Raw genomic sequence first — 18,052 nt, 5'->3', positions numbered from 1 at the left:
AAAAATTGAAATGAATTAAGACTATAGACCCGCGTCAGCGCGCAATATTTCGGCTTTATCAGTCGCTTCCCATGGGAATTCGCTGCGACCAAAGTGGCCATAAGCGGCGGTCGCTTGATAAATTGGACGTGCTAAATCTAGCATGGCCGTTAAGCCATATGGGCGCAGTTCAAAGTGTTGACGGACTAACTTGATCAGCACTTCTTCAGACACTTTACCGGTACCGAAGGTCTCGATGCTGATAGAGGTAGGTTCTGCTACACCAATAGCGTAAGACACTTGGATTTCACAGCGATCAGCAAGACCTGCTGCAACTATGTTTTTTGCCACATAACGTGCAGCATATGCCGCGCTACGATCCACTTTTGATGGATCTTTACCAGAGAATGCGCCACCACCATGACGGGCCATGCCGCCGTAGGTGTCAACGATGATCTTACGACCCGTTAAGCCGCAATCGCCTACTGGACCACCGATAACAAAACGGCCAGTTGGGTTGATAAAGAACTTAGTGTCTTTGTTTAACCATTGAGCCGGTAATACAGGCTTGATGATGGTTTCCATCACGCCTTCAATTAAGTCGGCTTGTGAAACGTCATCTCTGTGTTGAGTCGATAACACAACTGCATCGATACCGACAATTTTGCCATCATCATAGGCAAAAGTGACTTGGCTTTTCGCATCTGGGCGTAACCAAGGTAGCGTGCCATTTTTACGCACTTCAGACTGACGTTTCACTAATGCGTGAGCATAGGTGATAGGTGCAGGCATCAGAATGTCAGTTTCGTTGTTGGCATAACCAAACATTAACCCTTGATCGCCAGCACCTTGCTCTGCAGGGTCTGCGCGGTCTACACCTTGATTGATGTCGGGTGATTGCTTACCAATGGCGTTTAATACTGCGCACGAGTCTGCATCAAATCCCATATCTGAATGGGTATAACCAATTTCACGCACCGTTTTACGGGTGATTTCTTCAATATCAACCCAGGCAGAGGTAGTGACTTCGCCACCGACTAATACCATGCCGGTTTTGACATAAGTTTCACACGCTACGCGTGCTTTTGGATCTTGAGCCAGAATTGCATCTAGCACAGCATCAGAAATCTGATCTGCAATCTTATCGGGATGACCTTCTGAGACCGACTCAGAAGTAAACAAGTGCTTTGCCATAGTAGGAAAATCTCGTCGTTAGCATTCAAACGTGTAGAAGCATCTACATCTAGACGGCTATTTTAGTTTAAATCCGATTGCCGATCACCCCCGATAATAAAAAATCCTCTCAGATTGTGACCTGAAAACGACTACGCCCTGCCATAAATAGGTTATTTTACTTATATTTCATGGTATTAAGTTTACTATGTTTTTGAGAAATTTATTTCTCCATTATAAGTGATCCTTGCTATGCCCTCTCAAGTAAACGCGAGCAAAGTGACTAGCTTATTTCTGCGACTTATATACTCAAGCTACCTGAATCCTGCATCTTCAGGTTGTTTGGGTACATATTCGGCCATCTTTTGCTGAGTGAATGGCAATTTTAGTTTGCGTCACACTGGCATGTAGGGGAAAATATGCATCCAAATTGCCCGCTAGACCCCACAAACAAGCAGGAGAGAGCATGTCTTCCCGTAAAGTACTCGCAAACGCAATCCGTGCGTTAAGTATGGATGCAGTTCAAAAAGCAAATTCAGGCCATCCCGGCGCCCCAATGGGTATGGCAGATATTGCTGAAGTGCTGTGGAATGATTTCCTTAAGCACAACCCGAACAATCCGAAATGGGTAGATAGAGATCGTTTTATCCTCTCTAACGGTCACGGTTCAATGCTGATCTACTCTTTACTTCACCTGACTGGTTATGAATTACCAATTGAAGAGCTAAAACAGTTCCGTCAATTGCATTCTAAAACACCGGGTCACCCAGAATACGGTTACACCCCAGGTGTTGAAACCACAACGGGTCCACTCGGTGCGGGCATCAGCAACGCTGTCGGTATGGCGATTGCTGAGAAAACCTTAGCGGCACAGTTTAACCGTGATGGTCACAATATCGTTGATCACTATACTTACTGCTTCCTCGGCGATGGCTGTTTGATGGAAGGTATTTCCCACGAAGCCTGTTCATTAGCCGGTACTTTAGGTTTAGGTAAACTGGTCGCATTTTGGGATGACAACGGTATTTCTATCGATGGCCATGTTGAAGGCTGGTTCACCGATGATACGCCAAAGCGTTTTGAAGCTTACGGCTGGCATGTGATTGCCGGTGTTGATGGTCACGATAGCGCGGCAATCCGTGCTGCTATCGAAGCGGCGAAAGCCGTTACTGATAAACCAACCATGATTTGCTGCAAAACCATTATCGGTTTTGGTTCACCTAACAAATCAGGCAGCCACGATTGCCACGGCGCGCCACTAGGCGATGCGGAAATCGCAGCAGCCCGTGAATTCCTTGGCTGGCCACATGCGCCATTCGAAATCCCTGCTGACGTTTATGCGGGTTGGGATGCCAAAGAAGCCGGTGCTGCCCGTGAAGCGGCGTGGAACGAGAAGTTTGCAGCATATCGCGCTGCTCACCCAGAACTGGCTGCTGAATATGAGCGTCGCGTTCTGAAAGGTGAATTACCGGCTGATTTCGAAGAAAAAGCGCAGGCATTCGTGCAAGCATCACAGGACAAAGCCGAAGGTATTGCGAGCCGTAAAGCCTCACAAAATGCCATCGGTGCATTTGGCGCTATGTTGCCTGAACTGTTAGGCGGCTCTGCTGACTTAGCGGGTTCTAACTTGACACTGTGGTCAGGTTCTAAAGGTATTCAAGACGATCCAGCTGGTAACTACATTTACTACGGCGTGCGTGAATTCGGCATGAGCGGCATTATGAACGGTGCTTCGCTGCATGGTGGTTTCATCAATTACGGCGCAACGTTCATGATGTTCATGGAATATGCTCGTAACGCAGTACGTATGTCGGCGCTGATGGGCATTCAAAACATCTTCGTTTATACCCATGACTCTATCGGTCAAGGTGAAGATGGCCCAACGCATCAGCCAGTTGAGCAATTAGCTAACCTGCGTATGACGCCAAATATGGCCGTATGGCGTCCATGTGATGCGGCAGAAACGGCAGTTTCTTGGAAAGCTGCGATTGAGCGCCGTAATGCACCTACGTCACTGATCTTCAGCCGTCAAAACCTGAAAGCTCAAGCGCGTACCGCTGAGCAATTAGCTAATGTGGCTAAAGGTGCTTATGTACTGCAAGACTGTGCGGGTACACCAGAACTGATCCTGATCGCAACTGGTAGCGAAGTACAATTGGCAATGGATGCAGCCGCTGCACTGACTGAGCAAGGTAAACACGTTCGCGTGGTCTCTATGCCATCGACAACTGAGTTCGATAAGCAAGATGCTGCTTATAAAGAATCTGTATTACCACGTGCTGTGACTAAACGTGTGGCTATTGAAGCGGCGCATACCGATTTCTGGTACAAGTACGTCGGGTTTGAAGGCACAGTTGTGGGCATGACCACATTTGGTGAGTCTGCGCCGGGTAACGTGCTATTGAATCACTTCGGTTTCACCGTTGAAAATGTGCTGAATGCTGCAAAATCATTGGGCTAATCGCTCAAGGGATTAGATTCAATACAAAAGGTTAAACTTTTTAAGTGTTAATCTGTATAATGCGGCCTGCAATCGTTTGCAGGCCGTTTTTGTATTAAGAGGAAATTGAGACCTCAATGATCCGAGTCGCTATCAATGGTTATGGCCGTATCGGCCGCTCTATTCTCCGAGCTTTATATGAGTCTGGAAAACGGCAGCAAATGCAGATTGTCGCGATTAATGAATTAGCTAAACCTGAAGCCATTATTCATCTGACCCAGTACGATACCACCCACGGTCGGTTTGCGCACAAAGTGAAGCTTGTTGATGATTATATGCTGATTGGCGACGATGCGATAAAAATCCTCCACGAGCCCGATCCGGCAAAACTCCCTTGGCACGAGATGGACATAGATATTGTCTATGAAGCCACAGGCGTATTAGTCGATCGTCAAAGCTGCGAAGCCCATATTCACGCCGGCGCTAAACAAGTGCTGATAAGTCATCCATCCTCAGCCGATGTCGATGGCACTATTGTCTATGGTGTAAACCACGATTTACTCCGCGCCGAACACACTGTGGTGTCCAACGCTTCTTGCACCACAAACTGTATCGTGCCAGTGATCGATGTGCTCGACCGCCACTTCGGCGTTAAAAGCGGTGCGATTACCACTATCCATTCGGCGATGAACGATCAGCAAGTGATTGATGCTTATCATGATGATTTGCGTCGTACCCGCGCCGCTGGCCAATCGATTATCCCTGTCGACACTAAACTTGCCCGCGGCATTGAGCGGATCTTGCCGCACATGAAAAATAAGTTTGAGGCGATTTCGGTGCGCGTGCCCACCATCAACGTGACCGCCATCGATTTGTCCGTGACCTTAGAAAAAACCGTCGATATTGCCACAGTCAATCAGGTGCTGGAATCAGCCGCCAATGGGCGATTTAATGGCATCTTAGGCTATACTGATGAGCCCTTAGTCTCATGTGATTTCAACCATGATCCGCGCTCCAGTATTGTCGATGGTACCCAGACCCGCGTGAGCGCCGGTCAGTTGGTGAAGTTACTCCTGTGGTGCGATAACGAGTGGGGTTTTGCCAATCGTATGTTAGATACGAGTTTGGCGATGATTGCGGCCAAGCGAGGCTGATAAAAGTAGATTATTCACTTGTGGGTCACTGAATTTATGTCAATTCGACGGGATGTCGAGCGCCGAGCGGCAGTCAATTCATACCGGCTATGTGTGAAACAGTTTGTTTTTTGATTATAAAAGGAAGCGTTACCATGGCAATTATCAATATGTCAGATCTGGATCTACAAGGTAAGCGCGTGCTTATCCGCGAAGATCTCAATGTCCCTGTCAGCAACGGCGTCGTCACCAGTGACGCACGTCTACGCGCCTCTCTACCGACTATCGAGTTGGCCCTTGAAAAAGGTGCGGCTGTGATGGTGATGTCGCATTTAGGTCGTCCGACCGAAGGCGAATACAATCCCGAATATTCTATGCAACCTGTGGTCGATTATTTGGCAAAAGCCCTGTCTTGTCCTGTGCGTTTAGCGACCGACTATTTAGATGGCGTTGACGTTGCCGTGGGTGAAGTGGTTGTGTTCGAAAACGTGCGTTTCAACGTGGGTGAAGGCAAGAACAACGAAGCCTTATCGAAAAAAATGGCGGCGCTGTGTGATGTCTATGTGATGGACGCCTTCGGTACTGCACATCGTGCCCAAGCATCGACCCATGGCGTGGGCATGTTTGCCCCAATCGCCTGTGCCGGTCCATTACTGGCACAAGAATTAGATGCCTTAGGCAAGGCATTAGATAATCCTGCGCGTCCTATGGTGGCGATTGTCGGTGGCTCTAAAGTGTCGACTAAGCTGACCGTGCTAGAAAGTCTTTCAGGCATAGTCGATCAGTTAGTGGTTGGCGGCGGTATTGCCAATACTTTCATTGCGGCGGCGGGCTACAATGTCGGTAAATCGCTGTATGAGGCGGATTTGATCGACGAAGCTAAGCGTTTAGTGGCTAATGCTAAGAGCCGTGGCGCCGATATTCCTGTGCCGACCGATGTAGTAGTGGCAGGCGAGTTTAGCCCAACTGCGACTGCGACGTTAAAATCGGTTAGCGAAGTCGCTGATGGCGAAATGATTTTCGATATTGGTCCAGATAGCGCTGAAGCACTGGCTAAAATCATCGAATCTGCTGGCACTATCGTGTGGAACGGCCCTGTGGGCGTGTTTGAATTCGACCAATTCGGTGAAGGTACTAAGCGTATTGCCCAAGCGATTGCTGATTCAAAAGCGTTCTCTATCGCTGGTGGTGGTGACACTTTGGCTGCGGTTGATAAGTACGGTATTGCCGATAAAGTGTCTTACATTTCGACTGGCGGCGGTGCTTTCCTCGAGTTCCTCGAAGGTAAAGAATTACCGGCTGTGGCTATGTTAGAAAAGCGCGGCGCTTAATCATTAAGTTTTAAAAAACGCGGCGCATAAGACGCCGCGATAAGCTCTGATAACATCAAAGCTTTGATAAAAAGTAAAAAATTATAAAAAAACCGCCCGTATTCATCTAAGGTACTTAATTTAAGTTGTTTATTTAAGGTACAGAGTTGAATGCGGGTATAAAAATCCATCCAAACGATAGCGACCTCGGTGATAGATATCACCCTATTATTGGAGTTAAAAAATGGCGTTAATTTCCCTACGACAACTACTTGATCACGCAGCAGAACATGGATACGGTGTGCCTGCGTTTAACGTTAACAACTTAGAGCAGATGCGTGCCATCATGCAGGCCGCTGAAGCAACAGACAGCCCTGTGATAGTGCAAGCTTCTGCTGGCGCACGTAAATACGCTCGCCCACAGTTCTTAAAATATTTGATGGCAGCGGCTCTTGAGCAGTATCCAGATATTCCAGTGTGTATTCACCAAGACCACGGTACCGATCCTGATATTTGTCAGCGTTCTATCCAATTAGGCATGTCATCAGTCATGATGGACGGCTCTTTGATGGCTGACGGCAAAACGCCTGCATCGTACGAGTACAACGTTGATGTTACCCGTCGTACAGTGGCATTTGCCCATGCGTGTGGTGTGTCAGTTGAAGGTGAAATCGGCTGTTTAGGCAGCTTAGAAACTGGCCAAGCTGGCGAAGAAGATGGTGTTGGTGCATCAGGTATTTTAAGTCACGATCAAATGCTGACTAGCCCTGAAGAAGCGGCGCGTTTCGTTGCCGATACTCATGTTGATGCACTCGCGATTGCTATCGGTACTAGCCATGGTGCATATAAGTTCAGTCGTAAACCGACAGGCGATGTACTGCGTATCGACCGCATCAAAGAAATTCATGCGCGTATTCCTAACACTCACTTAGTGATGCACGGGTCATCTTCTGTGCCACAAGAGTGGCTAAAGATCATCAACCAATATGGTGGTCAGATCCCAGAAACCTACGGTGTACCATTAGAAGAAATCGTAGAAGGTATCAAACACGGTGTGCGTAAAGTCAACATTGATACCGACTTACGTTTAGCATCAACGGGTGCTGTTCGTAAATTCTTAGCTGAACACCCAAGTGAATTTGATCCACGTAAATTCCTGAAAGCATCAATGGAAGCCATGGCCGATATCTGTACGGTTCGCTATGAAGCTTTCGGCTGTGCAGGTCAAGCATCTAAGATTAAGCCATTGTCTTTACAAGCAATGTATAAAGCGTACCAGTCTGGCGCGTTAGATCCTAAGATCAATATGTAAGCGTTATCGCTGAGATAAAAACCCGCTAAAGCGGGTTTTTTTATACTTAAAATAGCTGCAATTTTCATTTTTTAATCGTAAATGTTAATATCGCGCAGATTTTCAGGGGAAAATACTAACCCTTATTAATATGTGCTTATTCAGCATCGCTGGGACGAACAGATATTTATAGGGATTGGATTTAACGGAACAGGAACGGATAAACATGAAGAAAGTACTGACCGCAGCACTATTAATGACTGCACCTTTTATGGCGACAGCTGGGGCCGATTTTGTAAAAGGCGATGAGACATTCGCAGGTGAAGCTGAACTTGGTGCAACCTTAACCACAGGTAACACTGAAACCTCATCATTCAAAGGACGTTTAAATCTTAAGCATGAGCTTGGCGATTGGGAGAATCAGTACTTACTCGAAGGTTTATATAAAGAGGATACAGGTTCTGTTACCGCGAAACGCTATTTAGCGGGCGCACAAGGTAACTACAAGATGACAGATCGTAGCTACTTGTTTGCTAACGGTAATTATGAAGTTGATCCGTTCACAGGTTATGATTACACACTATCTGGCGCCGCGGGTTATGGTTATAGATTCTATGATACTAGTAAGACCTTTTTAGATGTCGAAGTCGGTCCAGGTTATATCTATCAGCGTCTTGATACAGAGCAAGCACTTATCGAAGGCCATGACACCAATGACAGCGTCGTCGCTCACGGCGTGATCAACTTTGAAACCGAAATCACTGACACCTCTAAATTCCAACAACGTTTCGTTGCAGATTACGGTGATAAGCTCGATGCCCGCTCTGAAACTTCGTTAACGGCGAATATTATCGGCGCATTAGCAATGAAGTTTGCCATTATTGTGCGCTACAACAGCGAGCCGTTGGATAATAAGAAAAGTACAGATACAGAAACCAATATGACCTTGTTATATTCCTTCTAATGCTGTGACGCTGATTAGAAACTAAAAAGCACCTTTGAGGTGCTTTTTTATTGGCTCTTTTTAGACTAAGTTAAATGTTCCTTTATTAGTTATCGCTGTAGTTATACAAAAATTAATGTTTTAAACGCCTTTGGTTATAGGGTAATGCATAGAAAGTTGCGTTTTATCAACATTTACTATGCCGAAGCTATGGTAATTTTCGACTAATTTCCTACGTAGAGATGAACTTTAATGAAATTACAGCGGTTGTTTAAAGGCAGTGGAATGGCGTTATGGAGTCTATTCTGCGTTGCAATATTGAGCGGATTCTCACCTGCAGCATGGGCTATGACAGAAGGGATAGAACGGCTTAATTTAACCGCCTCGAGTGTGGGTTATGTTGCCGTCTTTGTGTTTGTACTTGCATACATAATGGTGATGGCTGAGGAGTCGTTACATTTACGCAAGTCGAAACCTGTGCTGGTCGCGGCAGGGATTATCTGGGGCATGATAGGTTTTGTGTATGTACAAAATGGTATGTCTGAAGTGTCGGAAGCGGCATTCAAACATAACTTGCTTGAATATGCTGAGCTTCTACTCTTCTTACTCGTGGCGATGACTTATATCAATGCTATGGAAGAGCGAAATTTGTTTGATGCCATTCGTGGTTGGCTTGTCGGCCGTGGTTTTAGTCTAAGAACCGTATTTTGGTTGACGGGGTTTATGGCGTTCTTTATCTCACCCGTGGCAGATAATTTAACGACTGCGCTATTGATGTGTGCCGTGGTGATGAAGGTGGGGGCAGGGCAACGCAAGTTTATCACCCTAGCCTGTATCAACATTGTTGTTGCGGCTAATGCGGGTGGCGCGTTTAGCCCGTTTGGCGATATCACGACCTTAATGGTGTGGCAAAAAGGATTAGTGCACTTTAGCGATTTCTTCCATCTGTTTATTCCTGCTTTAGTGAACTTTGCATTACCCGCTGCCATTATGAGTGTGTTTATCCCACATTTCGTGCCAGAGCCAGAAAAAGAGCATGTTTATACTAAGCCGGGTGCTAAGCGAATTGTTGCGTTGTTTTTACTCACAATCGCTACGGCAGTGTGTGCTCATTCCTTCTTAGGTATGCCGCCTGTATTGGGTATGATGACGGGATTAGGTTTCTTACAATTCTTTGGTTTTTATCTGCGTAAAACCTTCAATCGTTCCGTTGCCCGCGAACGTGCAAAGGCTGAATTGCGTCAGGACGAGCAGCGTCTGCAGCAACTTGGTAGTGTGGTGCCCTTCGATGTGTTTAGCAGAATCTCCCGTGCTGAATGGGATACCCTGTTGTTCTTTTATGGTGTAGTGCTATGTGTGGGTGGCCTTGGCTTTATGGGGTACTTGAGCTTAGTATCTGAGGCTTTGTATTCCAATTGGGATACGACCTATGCCAACGTGGCTATCGGTCTGTTGTCTTCGGTTGTTGATAATATTCCGGTGATGTTTGCTGTGTTGACGATGAACCCTGAGATGGCCTTAGGCCAATGGTTACTGGTAACGTTAACCGCAGGAGTTGGGGGCAGTTTATTGTCAATTGGCAGTGCTGCAGGGGTCGCGTTAATGGGACAAGCTAGGGGGATTTACACCTTTGGGGCCCATTTGCGTTGGACACCTGTCATTGCGCTGGGTTATATCGCGAGCATTTTAGTACATATGTGGCTCAATGCTGCGATGTTCTAAATAAAAGTACTGCTCATTCATCTTTTGGGCTGTATTGACGTTTGTGAGTCGTTTTATAGCAGATAATATCGCGAATTATTTAGCGAACAACATCGATCTAACAAAATTCAATCGCATAACGTCTAGATATCAATGAATAAAATAGAGGCATCCGATGGATGCCTCTATTTGTTTGGATATGTCATGGGAAGGATTATTGCGGTAGAACTTGGATTAAATCCAGCTTGTTATTGGCTTTTGCGCCGTAGATCTGAATCGCGACTTTAATTTGTGCCACTGAACCACTTGGATCCTGCTGAGCCCAATCTAAGCCTGCTATCTCAAATTGATATTGACCGCTTGTGACTTCGGTTAATTTACCGCTGCATTCTCCAAGACTTTGGCAACGATAATTTTGGGTAACATGCCAGTGTTTCCATGCCTTCGGATTCGAGGATTCCTTGGCTTTGTCGGGGAACCCAAAATAGTAAATATCATAGGTTTTTGCCGCAGTGATCGCTTCTTGTTGCGCATCCGTCAGTGAAAATTGAATTGTCCCTGTACTCGAGTCAAATTGCTCAAGCTTGAGATTTATCTGCGTTGCTTCATCAATGTTTATTGCATTTTCGACGGGAGGTGGCGGTGTCGGCGGATCTTCAGGCTCAGTGTTATTGCTGTCACTGCCACATCCTACGAGCATTAATGTCGCGAGGGTCAATGTGAGTAATGGGTATTTCATCACAGTCTCCTTAATTGAAATGCCCTGTATGGCAAGTGGTGCATTCCATGTCTGTTTTTACACTTGCCGCTGAGCCTAATGTGCTAGTACTACCGTGACAAGTTTGGCAATCTTGTGCATTTGGTGTTGGCTTACTACCAACAAGGGCGCCGATATTCTCCCCTTGATAGGCACGATTTAATACATCGACTAAGTAATAAGCCATAGACGCGGATAAGCGGTAACAGCGTTCACCTTTTTTCGCGAATGGTAAGCCAGAAGACTTTGACCAGTTACTGATAGATGAGTGACATAACACGCTCTTGGCTTTTGATGAACTGCCCACAAGAGCCGTTTTTTCTGCTGTCGAGCCAATACCAGTAACAAATTCAGGTGAAGATAAAGGGAGCGTTGTATTTTCGTAGTAGCGGAAGGTATTAGCTATCACGGCGTTATTGTGACCATTAATGTCATCTAAAATATTCACTAACATGCCTATCGCATTAAGATTACCGCAGAGCGTGCCTTGACCCGTTACCCCTGCAAAACCATAGGCGGCTAATGCCGTTGGAATTGTTTTGAACTTGTCTGCATCGGCACTATTGGATTGGGCTAGCATAGTCACAACGGCATGAAAAACTTGGTGCATACAACCACCACCCGTTTCATAGGCCAGTTTTGCTGTTGCCATTGCATCAAGTGGAACGTATTTAAGTTTCTCACCTATCGCTAATTGATATTGACCATCGGCATTCGTTGCCGCGAGAACCGATGTTCCCATGAGTGTTGCACCTGCCGCAGCGGTGCTAATACCAATAATACGGGTTAATGCTTGACGTCTATTTATGCTCATTATGTATTTCCTCTATGTAGGATTACTTCTATTTATCAAATGCTAAAGATAAATTGATGACGTAAATTCTAAGCATGCTTGAGATAAATATTGTGATTTACGCCGGAGGATATTTGTCTTTTACATGAGCGGTAAATAGCGTTACTACAATAGAATTAACCGACTTAAATTCTGCATTTAAATTAACTAAACAGATTGCAAGGTGCTCATCGTCCCGATATTTATTATATTTATGTAAATTTATGCCGAATTTTCCATGTGCTAAATGGCATTTATTCCTGTGAGTTAACGCATGTTTTTGCCTAATAGCGCTGAACTTGGGGGTCGTCTCACGAAAATTAACTATTTGCTGACTTGGGTTAGCAAGATCACATTAATCATTAGTTAGTTTGCATAGACTTAACTTTGTGTTTTTATGGAGTTGAGTGGATGTTGATGCAATTGGGAGACTGCAGGTTTGATCGGGAACGAGGCATACTGATTGAGTTGTCTCGCGATGAATCTTGGCATCTTCCTCGAGCCGAGTTACAAGTGCTTAATTTGCTTGTTGAGCATCAAGGTAAGTTGGTTTCTAAGCATATGCTGAAGACGGGGGATGGAAAGCATCCGCCGCTAACTGATACCTCTGTGGCCCGTGCTGTCTTTATGCTTCGCAGCTTTCTTGGACCTCAATATGAGGGCTTGATTGAAACCGTGAAAGGCCAAGGTTATTTACTTCAACCATCTAATGGGACTGAGTTTAGAGGTGTTAATTACCTCAGATTGCATACAGTGCCTTTGTGGAGTGCCTTAGTATTATTCGGGTTTATGTTAGCGTTTTCGGTGTTTTATTTGAATCATACGGATCACAGCAAGCCAACCCAAGCACTTATGACCTCAATATTACCTTTGGCTTCTGGCCAGCAAGTACGATTACACTTATTTGCTGATTCCAATACTAATAACACTTTACTCTTCGAATTAGGTGAGCGCTTAAGTGCAGGATTAATCGCCTGCGGTCAAAGTGATTGGGCTGATGTTTATGCTTCTTTGTCCCATGATAAACAAGTGCTTAATATTACTTTTCGAGGCGAAAAACTCGGTCAGTCAGTGATCCGTAATATTAAAATCAGTGATTTCACTCGACCGAAAACCTTCATCGATGCTGCTTGGCTGCAGGAGGTTAACATCTGTGGCTAAATGGCTAAAGTGGACGATTAATATTGTTATCTTGTCGGCATTGATTATGGCCTGCGGTGTGATATACAAACAGTCGGCTACCAATCAGACGATGATTTTAAATTGCAGCTCTGAATTATTCGACCGCCATTCTAGTGCCAATTCTAGCGGCAGTTCGAGTGTTAGCAGTGACGGTAAATTTTACCTACTCGTGGATGTTTTGATTGCCGCTGACAATACGCAGATCAATTATCGTTACTTTAATATTGACGGTACGAGTGCGGGCAATATTTTAATGCAAGGCAAAGTCGACAGTATTGAGGCCAATAGCATGACCTATAAAGTTACCGTTAAAACGAAAACGGAATCTGAAATTGAAAAGCAAAAAAATTGGCCAGAACATATGAAATATCTATCCTATATCAGCAGCTTACATTTTAATGACTCGGAAATGCACAATCTCAGTATCGAGGTGTTAGATATGGATGACACCAAAGATTATGCCGTGGTCCTTTTTCAGCCTAGCAATACCATTTGTGGATGCAGAATCGTAAATAGTCGAATTTAATCAGTGAATTTGAGTTTATTTCAGTTAAGATTAGTGCTCATTGATTTGTGATTACTGTGGTGAGTCTCCAGTGAGGGATTCATGAAAAGGGTGTTGTGTCTAAGATACGTGTAAAGCAAGAAGAATCCCTGTCGATTAAGTTCAGCCATCAGATGGAAAAGGGCGATAATCGTCAGCTTGATCTCTATTTCTTTTTACCTAAGGAAATGGGCATAGGCTCGCGCACGCTCAATGAAGAAGAGTACTACTACAGCTCAATAGTTGGACGTCGCTCATACTATTCAGAAGGCTTGCACTTACCTCTGGTGCAGGGGCGTTTTGCCAGTTTAAATCGCCGTACTGTTGAAGAATTCAGATTGTACCTAAATCTCTTCGCCTATCAGTTTGCGGTTGCGGTTGAAAACGATGTTAAAGAACTCAATCAAATCACAGATGTAACCCATTTTTATTTTGCCCTCGACGAATTACGCGAACAAATTGCTCAGTTGCTGAAAAAGTTTCGCCGTAACGAACCGGGTGATCCCAAATGGAAATCTTACTTTGAAAATGCTGATAACTACTTGTCTTGGTTTTGTGAGCAGCAGTTACTCAAAGTGCTCGCTTATGCGACTCGTACCAGTGATTTCAACGATATTTTAGAGCGGGTACTCACGCTCTGCCGTAATGAATGTGCCTATCGTGATGAGCATAAGTACAACTCAGCGCAAACTAAGCAAGATCCTAATCGTATCTCTAATAAGATGTTGTTGTTGCGCCGTTTAATCCAACAAGGTGTGGTACTCAAAGAAGAGTTAAAGCCTTTAGGGATTGGCCTTAAAAAGTTTACGACAGGACTGGCGACCGCGTTAGTGATGTTGGTCGTGTCTGCGTTGATAATTCAAGCGCAGGGCGCCTTTAGTGGTTTTACTATTGCGCTAGTGCTGACCTTGGCCGTGATCTACGGTTTCAGGGAAATCTTTAAGGACGATGTGCGCAATGCCATGTGGCGATTTATTCAGCGGGGTCGACCACGTTGGAGCCGCATTTTACGGGATACTACGAGTCAGGCGGTTATCGCTAAGCAGTTGGTATGGCTTGAGTTTATGCGTCAGCAAGATCTACCCGAAAAAGTCAGTGACATTCTAAAGCACAGACATAGCCAAAATAAGGTCGATGCGGAAATTCTGCACTATAAAATCGCCACTAAGGTGAATCAGAGTGAATTCCAAGCGGGATATTCGACTATTCAAGAGCAAGTGAGCTTTAGCTTAGTGCCTTTTGCCCGTTATTTAGAACGGGGTAAAGCGAAGATTTATAAGGAAGTTGAAGGCAAAATTAGTTATGAATCGGTTGAGCGGCGCTATCAAGTCAACCTGATTTTAGTGTTGCGTGATGGGCGCGAAGCCCCACAGTATATTCGCTATAAAATCACCATGAATCGCTCGGCAATCATAGAAATTACCCAGAGTCAGTTGCCTGACTCCGTTAATGCACCCGAATCTACGATTGATGACGAGTAAAGGCTTGACCGATATTCTGATCGTTATTTTGCTTCGCCCGTTTTAGGGCGACTTCGGCATTATTCAAATATTGCTCTAATGTCTGGCCTTCTTGATAACCCGCAATACCAATACTAATACCTTCCCCTAAGCCATTACCATTGAGCTTTTCCATCATATTGAGGGCAAAGTTGTGCGCATGGGTGGCGTCTGTGTCAGGTAACATCACAATGAGCTTCCCTAGCTGCCAATGCAGAATTTGATAATTAGCTGGAATTTCAAGCAATAATTGCACTTCTATTTCTTGCTGACGATTTGCCAGTTGGTCGATATCACTCATGTGGCTTAACATGCCCTCTGGATTGATATCCATTAACAGTAAGCTTGAGCTGAGACGGCTTGGTGGCGGCAGAGAGTTAAAGTAACGTTCTAAATCTGCCAAATTCAGCAGAATAGTACTGCGATGGGGTACAAGGTTACGCTTCTCTGTGCCTCGGCCACGCTCGGCGGCTTGCTCTAAAGTGCAGACGATATAATCAATCTCACCATCGGCGGCCACATGGCCCTTCAATGTGGCTTGCAAACAATTGGAATGCGCCTGTTTAGGTGAGCATAGAATTTGCCCTTGCCACTGACCTTGCATGGCAATTTGGGCGCTGATCCTCTGCCATTGATTGCCTAAATCATTCGCGAGTAATGACGCTAAATCTTGATTTAAATCGCCATTGAGTTGCATTAACGCATCGAATACAGGATTGATTTTAATCAGTTTACCGTTAGCATCTGTGAGGGCTGTCGCGACTGTGTTATCGCATAAAAGCTCACTGAGAAAAGCATTTTGTTTGCTGCTGATTAACTCACTGATGTCCTCAAGGGTGATTAATAGATGTGGTGAGCCTCGGCTCGCCCTTGGTGCTTGGCGGATATGAACGCGTAAAGTAGGGCCATCGATACTCTCTAGACTGATTTCACCAGACCATTGACCGGTTTTATGTACCTGCTCCATTAACTCCGTGTAGGTTTTATCATCGAGGCATAAGGTGCGCTGTAGGCTTCGGTCTGTCAGTTCATCTAATGGTACTAAGGTCGCCTGTGCCGCTTTAGTATTGGCGCTGATGACTCTGGCATTTTCGTTGACCATCATAAAGCCGATGTCACTATTAAATAAGCCATTAGCAACATCAATACTGTATTGGCGTGAACGCTGTTGTAAGCGATACATGTGGCTGAGTAGTACAACCCAAGCGGCTAAAACCGTTAATATTAACGATGCCACAATGACAATGTTTTGCCATTGTGAGAAACGAGCTGCTATGTCTGAGTTGCGTACATAGGAGAGTAAAAAATATTCTCTGTGAGTCTCAGGTTGGGCTGTGAGTTCGATTTTAAGGTAAACAAAAGTGGCTTCTTCACCGTGGAATTGTCCAAAGTTGCTCATGGACATATCGCGCCACAGGGCCGGATAGCTCTGTTTTAAACTTGCTCCTAAGGTCTCTGGCATATTGCTTAGAGGGGCGAGATCGCTCGCGCCAGCATAGAGTAATCCTTGAGTATCAAGCACTAACATAGGGGATTTATTGCTCGAAAAGGCTGGTTTTATGGCCTCCAGCATTTTTACCATAGAGTTGTATGTCACCAGATAACCGATAGAACTCTGATCGGGCTTCTCTAGCCACGCCATTTGATACATATAAGGTTCAAGCATGCCGTCTATCGGAACAAATTCCAGCGGCGAGGTATAGACCTCCTTGCCACCCATGCTCCGACTCGCTCCAAGTAAGGTCGGTGGTAAGGCATCTTTATTGAAATTAGGGGGAGTTGAGAATTTATAGTTACCTTGGGGATCGTACAGTGCAATGCCGAGTAACTCAGGAATATGTTTTACTAGATCTTGCCAGTTTTCCTGCAATTTAAGTTGTTGCTTGGCGGTAGGATTGCTTAAGTATTGTTTTAGCAGTTCCCCATTGGCGAAAATTTGGGTTCGAAATTGCTGAAAAGACACTTTATCTGCGATCAATGAGCCTATGGTTTGCAGTTCACTGTATCTTTGCGTTGCCCACTCTTCTTGCAGGCGTCGTTCACCTAACGTAATGATTAAGTGAGTTAAAATAATCATGCCAATCACCAGCATAGAAAGCTGGCTTGCAATAGCGAGTAAGCGTTGATGCGACCAATAGATCCCTTGGGTTAAAGAGAGCAGTGGCGCAGCGGGATACGTGCTTGGGTTATTCTTCAGCATGAACCGATTATGAGTGGGTGAACTGTTAATTTCGCTATGTTAACACGAAAGAATTGTTACGACAGTGCCAAGTTACTCAGCAAGATTTCTTGAGTAAAAGTTAAGACGATTCACACATGTACCACTCACGTAATCGACAGTGTTATCTGCTTGGGTATTTCAGTCGATTTTGGCTGTATTAGAATGCCGTTTAGCCTAAGGCGCCTAATATGCGATGCTTGAATTCGCAGCCGTAGGACTCAACTTGTTCACGACAGATGTCGATATCAACACCCGCTAATCCTTCGATGGCCGAAACTTGTACCGTTTCAATATAGTGTGGCGCTAATGCGATGAAGGCATGTACGGCGGCATAAGAACCGGCGAGTTTGGGGCGACAATGTTCCATATAGGCGGCTTCATTATCCGCATTGAGGGAAATGGATAAACTATCAACGCAGTTGGCTAGTTCCGGCAAAATATTGCGCCTATGGACTAAATTACCTAAACCATCGGTATTAATACGTACCCGTCCGCCTCTTTGTTTAATTTCTTTCGCCACCGCCAGCAAGGTTGGAAGATTTAAGGTCGGTTCGCCATAGCCACAAAACACATATTCTTCGAAGTCTTTAACATCGCCAAGCAGTGGAATAATTTCTTCGGGCTTAGGTTGGTGACACAGTGCCAGTTGATATTCGTGGATCTGTTTACTGCCATTATGTTTTGGACAAAACGCGCAGCGCAGGGTGCAGCGACCTGTAATATTAAGGTAGCGACTGCGACGAATATCATAGACAAGCGTTTCAGTCGCACAGGTTTCATTTGCGCAGACTTCATCTGTTATGTGACCGTTTGCTAGGGTTTCTGTGGTGACAACTTGTGGTTTATCAATATTTTGCTTGTGCAGATGCTCAGACATAATGATGGGTTTCATTCTAACGATAGCTGACGATTTAAACACAGTGTAGCGAAAGCCTGATGCGATAACTGTCAACTAGATCGCAACTTGAAAGCTCAAGCCACTCGCAGCAGACTCAAAATGACATAGATGATTAAGAGGTTATTGACTCGCACAGAGGATTAAAAAGA

14 protein-coding genes are annotated in these 18,052 nt (G+C 45.1%); 9 read left to right on the top strand and 5 right to left on the bottom strand.

Annotated elements, in window-relative coordinates; all coding sequences use genetic code 11:
- Positions 1 to 21: 21 nt before the first annotated feature.
- Positions 22 to 1,173 carry a methionine adenosyltransferase gene (gene metK / locus L5M10_RS02530; RefSeq protein WP_028761631.1) on the bottom strand — a complete coding sequence of 384 codons (1,152 nt, stop codon included), beginning with the start codon at positions 1,171 to 1,173 and terminating at the stop codon, positions 22 to 24.
- A gap of 445 nt (positions 1,174 to 1,618) precedes the next feature.
- Here metK and tkt point away from each other — a divergent pair, with 445 nt between their 5' ends.
- From tkt to nhaD, 6 genes are all read left to right on the top strand, one after another.
- Complete coding sequence (gene tkt, locus L5M10_RS02525) at positions 1,619 to 3,613, top strand: transketolase (protein ID WP_173497319.1); 1,995 nt, start codon at positions 1,619 to 1,621, stop codon at positions 3,611 to 3,613.
- A gap of 116 nt (positions 3,614 to 3,729) precedes the next feature.
- Entirely contained in the window at positions 3,730 to 4,746 is a 1,017-nt protein-coding gene (gene epd / locus L5M10_RS02520; RefSeq protein ID WP_263254790.1) for an erythrose-4-phosphate dehydrogenase, read from the top strand.
- 134 nt (positions 4,747 to 4,880) lie between these two features.
- On the top strand, positions 4,881 to 6,056 hold the full coding sequence (locus L5M10_RS02515) for a phosphoglycerate kinase (RefSeq protein WP_263172504.1): 1,176 nt from the start codon (positions 4,881 to 4,883) through the stop codon (positions 6,054 to 6,056).
- 223 nt (positions 6,057 to 6,279) lie between these two features.
- The gene (fba, locus tag L5M10_RS02510) at positions 6,280 to 7,347 is read left to right on the top strand and encodes a class II fructose-bisphosphate aldolase (protein WP_028761627.1); all 1,068 of its coding nucleotides are present in this window, start codon (positions 6,280 to 6,282) and stop codon (positions 7,345 to 7,347) included.
- Positions 7,348 to 7,552: 205 nt separating this feature from the next.
- Positions 7,553 to 8,290 (top strand): YdiY family protein, encoded by a 738-nt coding sequence (locus tag L5M10_RS02505; RefSeq protein ID WP_028761626.1) that lies wholly within the window; start codon positions 7,553 to 7,555, stop codon positions 8,288 to 8,290.
- A 231-nt stretch (positions 8,291 to 8,521) separates the two neighbouring features.
- Entirely contained in the window at positions 8,522 to 9,991 is a 1,470-nt protein-coding gene (gene nhaD, locus L5M10_RS02500) for a sodium:proton antiporter NhaD (protein WP_173246601.1), read from the top strand.
- Between the two features lie 193 nt (positions 9,992 to 10,184).
- On the opposite strand, the gene L5M10_RS02495 is transcribed toward nhaD, so the two are convergent.
- Positions 10,185 to 10,709, bottom strand: a complete 525-nt coding sequence (locus L5M10_RS02495; protein ID WP_263236681.1) for a hypothetical protein — start codon at positions 10,707 to 10,709, stop codon at positions 10,185 to 10,187.
- Between the two features lie 10 nt (positions 10,710 to 10,719).
- Positions 10,720 to 11,541: a cytochrome c3 family protein gene (locus L5M10_RS02490; protein ID WP_263236683.1), complete on the bottom strand. Its 822-nt coding sequence runs from the start codon at positions 11,539 to 11,541 to the stop codon at positions 10,720 to 10,722.
- 429 nt (positions 11,542 to 11,970) lie between these two features.
- On the opposite strand from L5M10_RS02490, the gene L5M10_RS02485 reads away from it, so the two are divergent.
- The 3 genes from L5M10_RS02485 (at position 11,971) to L5M10_RS02475 (ending at position 14,766) form a co-directional block, all read left to right on the top strand.
- Complete coding sequence (locus L5M10_RS02485; RefSeq protein ID WP_105250092.1) at positions 11,971 to 12,720, top strand: transcriptional regulator; 750 nt, start codon at positions 11,971 to 11,973, stop codon at positions 12,718 to 12,720.
- A complete protein-coding gene (locus tag L5M10_RS02480; RefSeq protein ID WP_263236685.1) occupies positions 12,713 to 13,267 on the top strand; it encodes a hypothetical protein in 555 nt (184 codons plus the stop codon). Before L5M10_RS02485 ends, L5M10_RS02480 begins: the two co-directional genes overlap by 8 nt.
- A gap of 95 nt (positions 13,268 to 13,362) precedes the next feature.
- On the top strand, positions 13,363 to 14,766 hold the full coding sequence (locus tag L5M10_RS02475; RefSeq protein WP_028761621.1) for a hypothetical protein: 1,404 nt from the start codon (positions 13,363 to 13,365) through the stop codon (positions 14,764 to 14,766).
- On the opposite strand, the gene L5M10_RS02470 is transcribed toward L5M10_RS02475, so the two are convergent.
- Positions 14,747 to 16,984: a PAS domain-containing protein gene (locus L5M10_RS02470; protein ID WP_263238738.1), complete on the bottom strand. Its 2,238-nt coding sequence runs from the start codon at positions 16,982 to 16,984 to the stop codon at positions 14,747 to 14,749. The two genes, L5M10_RS02475 and L5M10_RS02470, sit on opposite strands and share 20 nt — an antisense overlap.
- 190 nt (positions 16,985 to 17,174) lie before the next feature.
- Entirely contained in the window at positions 17,175 to 17,882 is a 708-nt protein-coding gene (locus L5M10_RS02465) for a TatD family nuclease-associated radical SAM protein (RefSeq protein WP_263254789.1), read from the bottom strand.
- Positions 17,883 to 18,052: the final 170 nt, after the last annotated feature.

This window comes from Shewanella sp. SM32 (assembly GCF_025654235.1).
Lineage (GTDB): Bacteria > Pseudomonadota > Gammaproteobacteria > Enterobacterales > Shewanellaceae > Shewanella > Shewanella oncorhynchi.
Note: the sequence above shows the minus strand (reverse complement) of the source record. Positions and strands in the feature narration are given on the sequence as shown.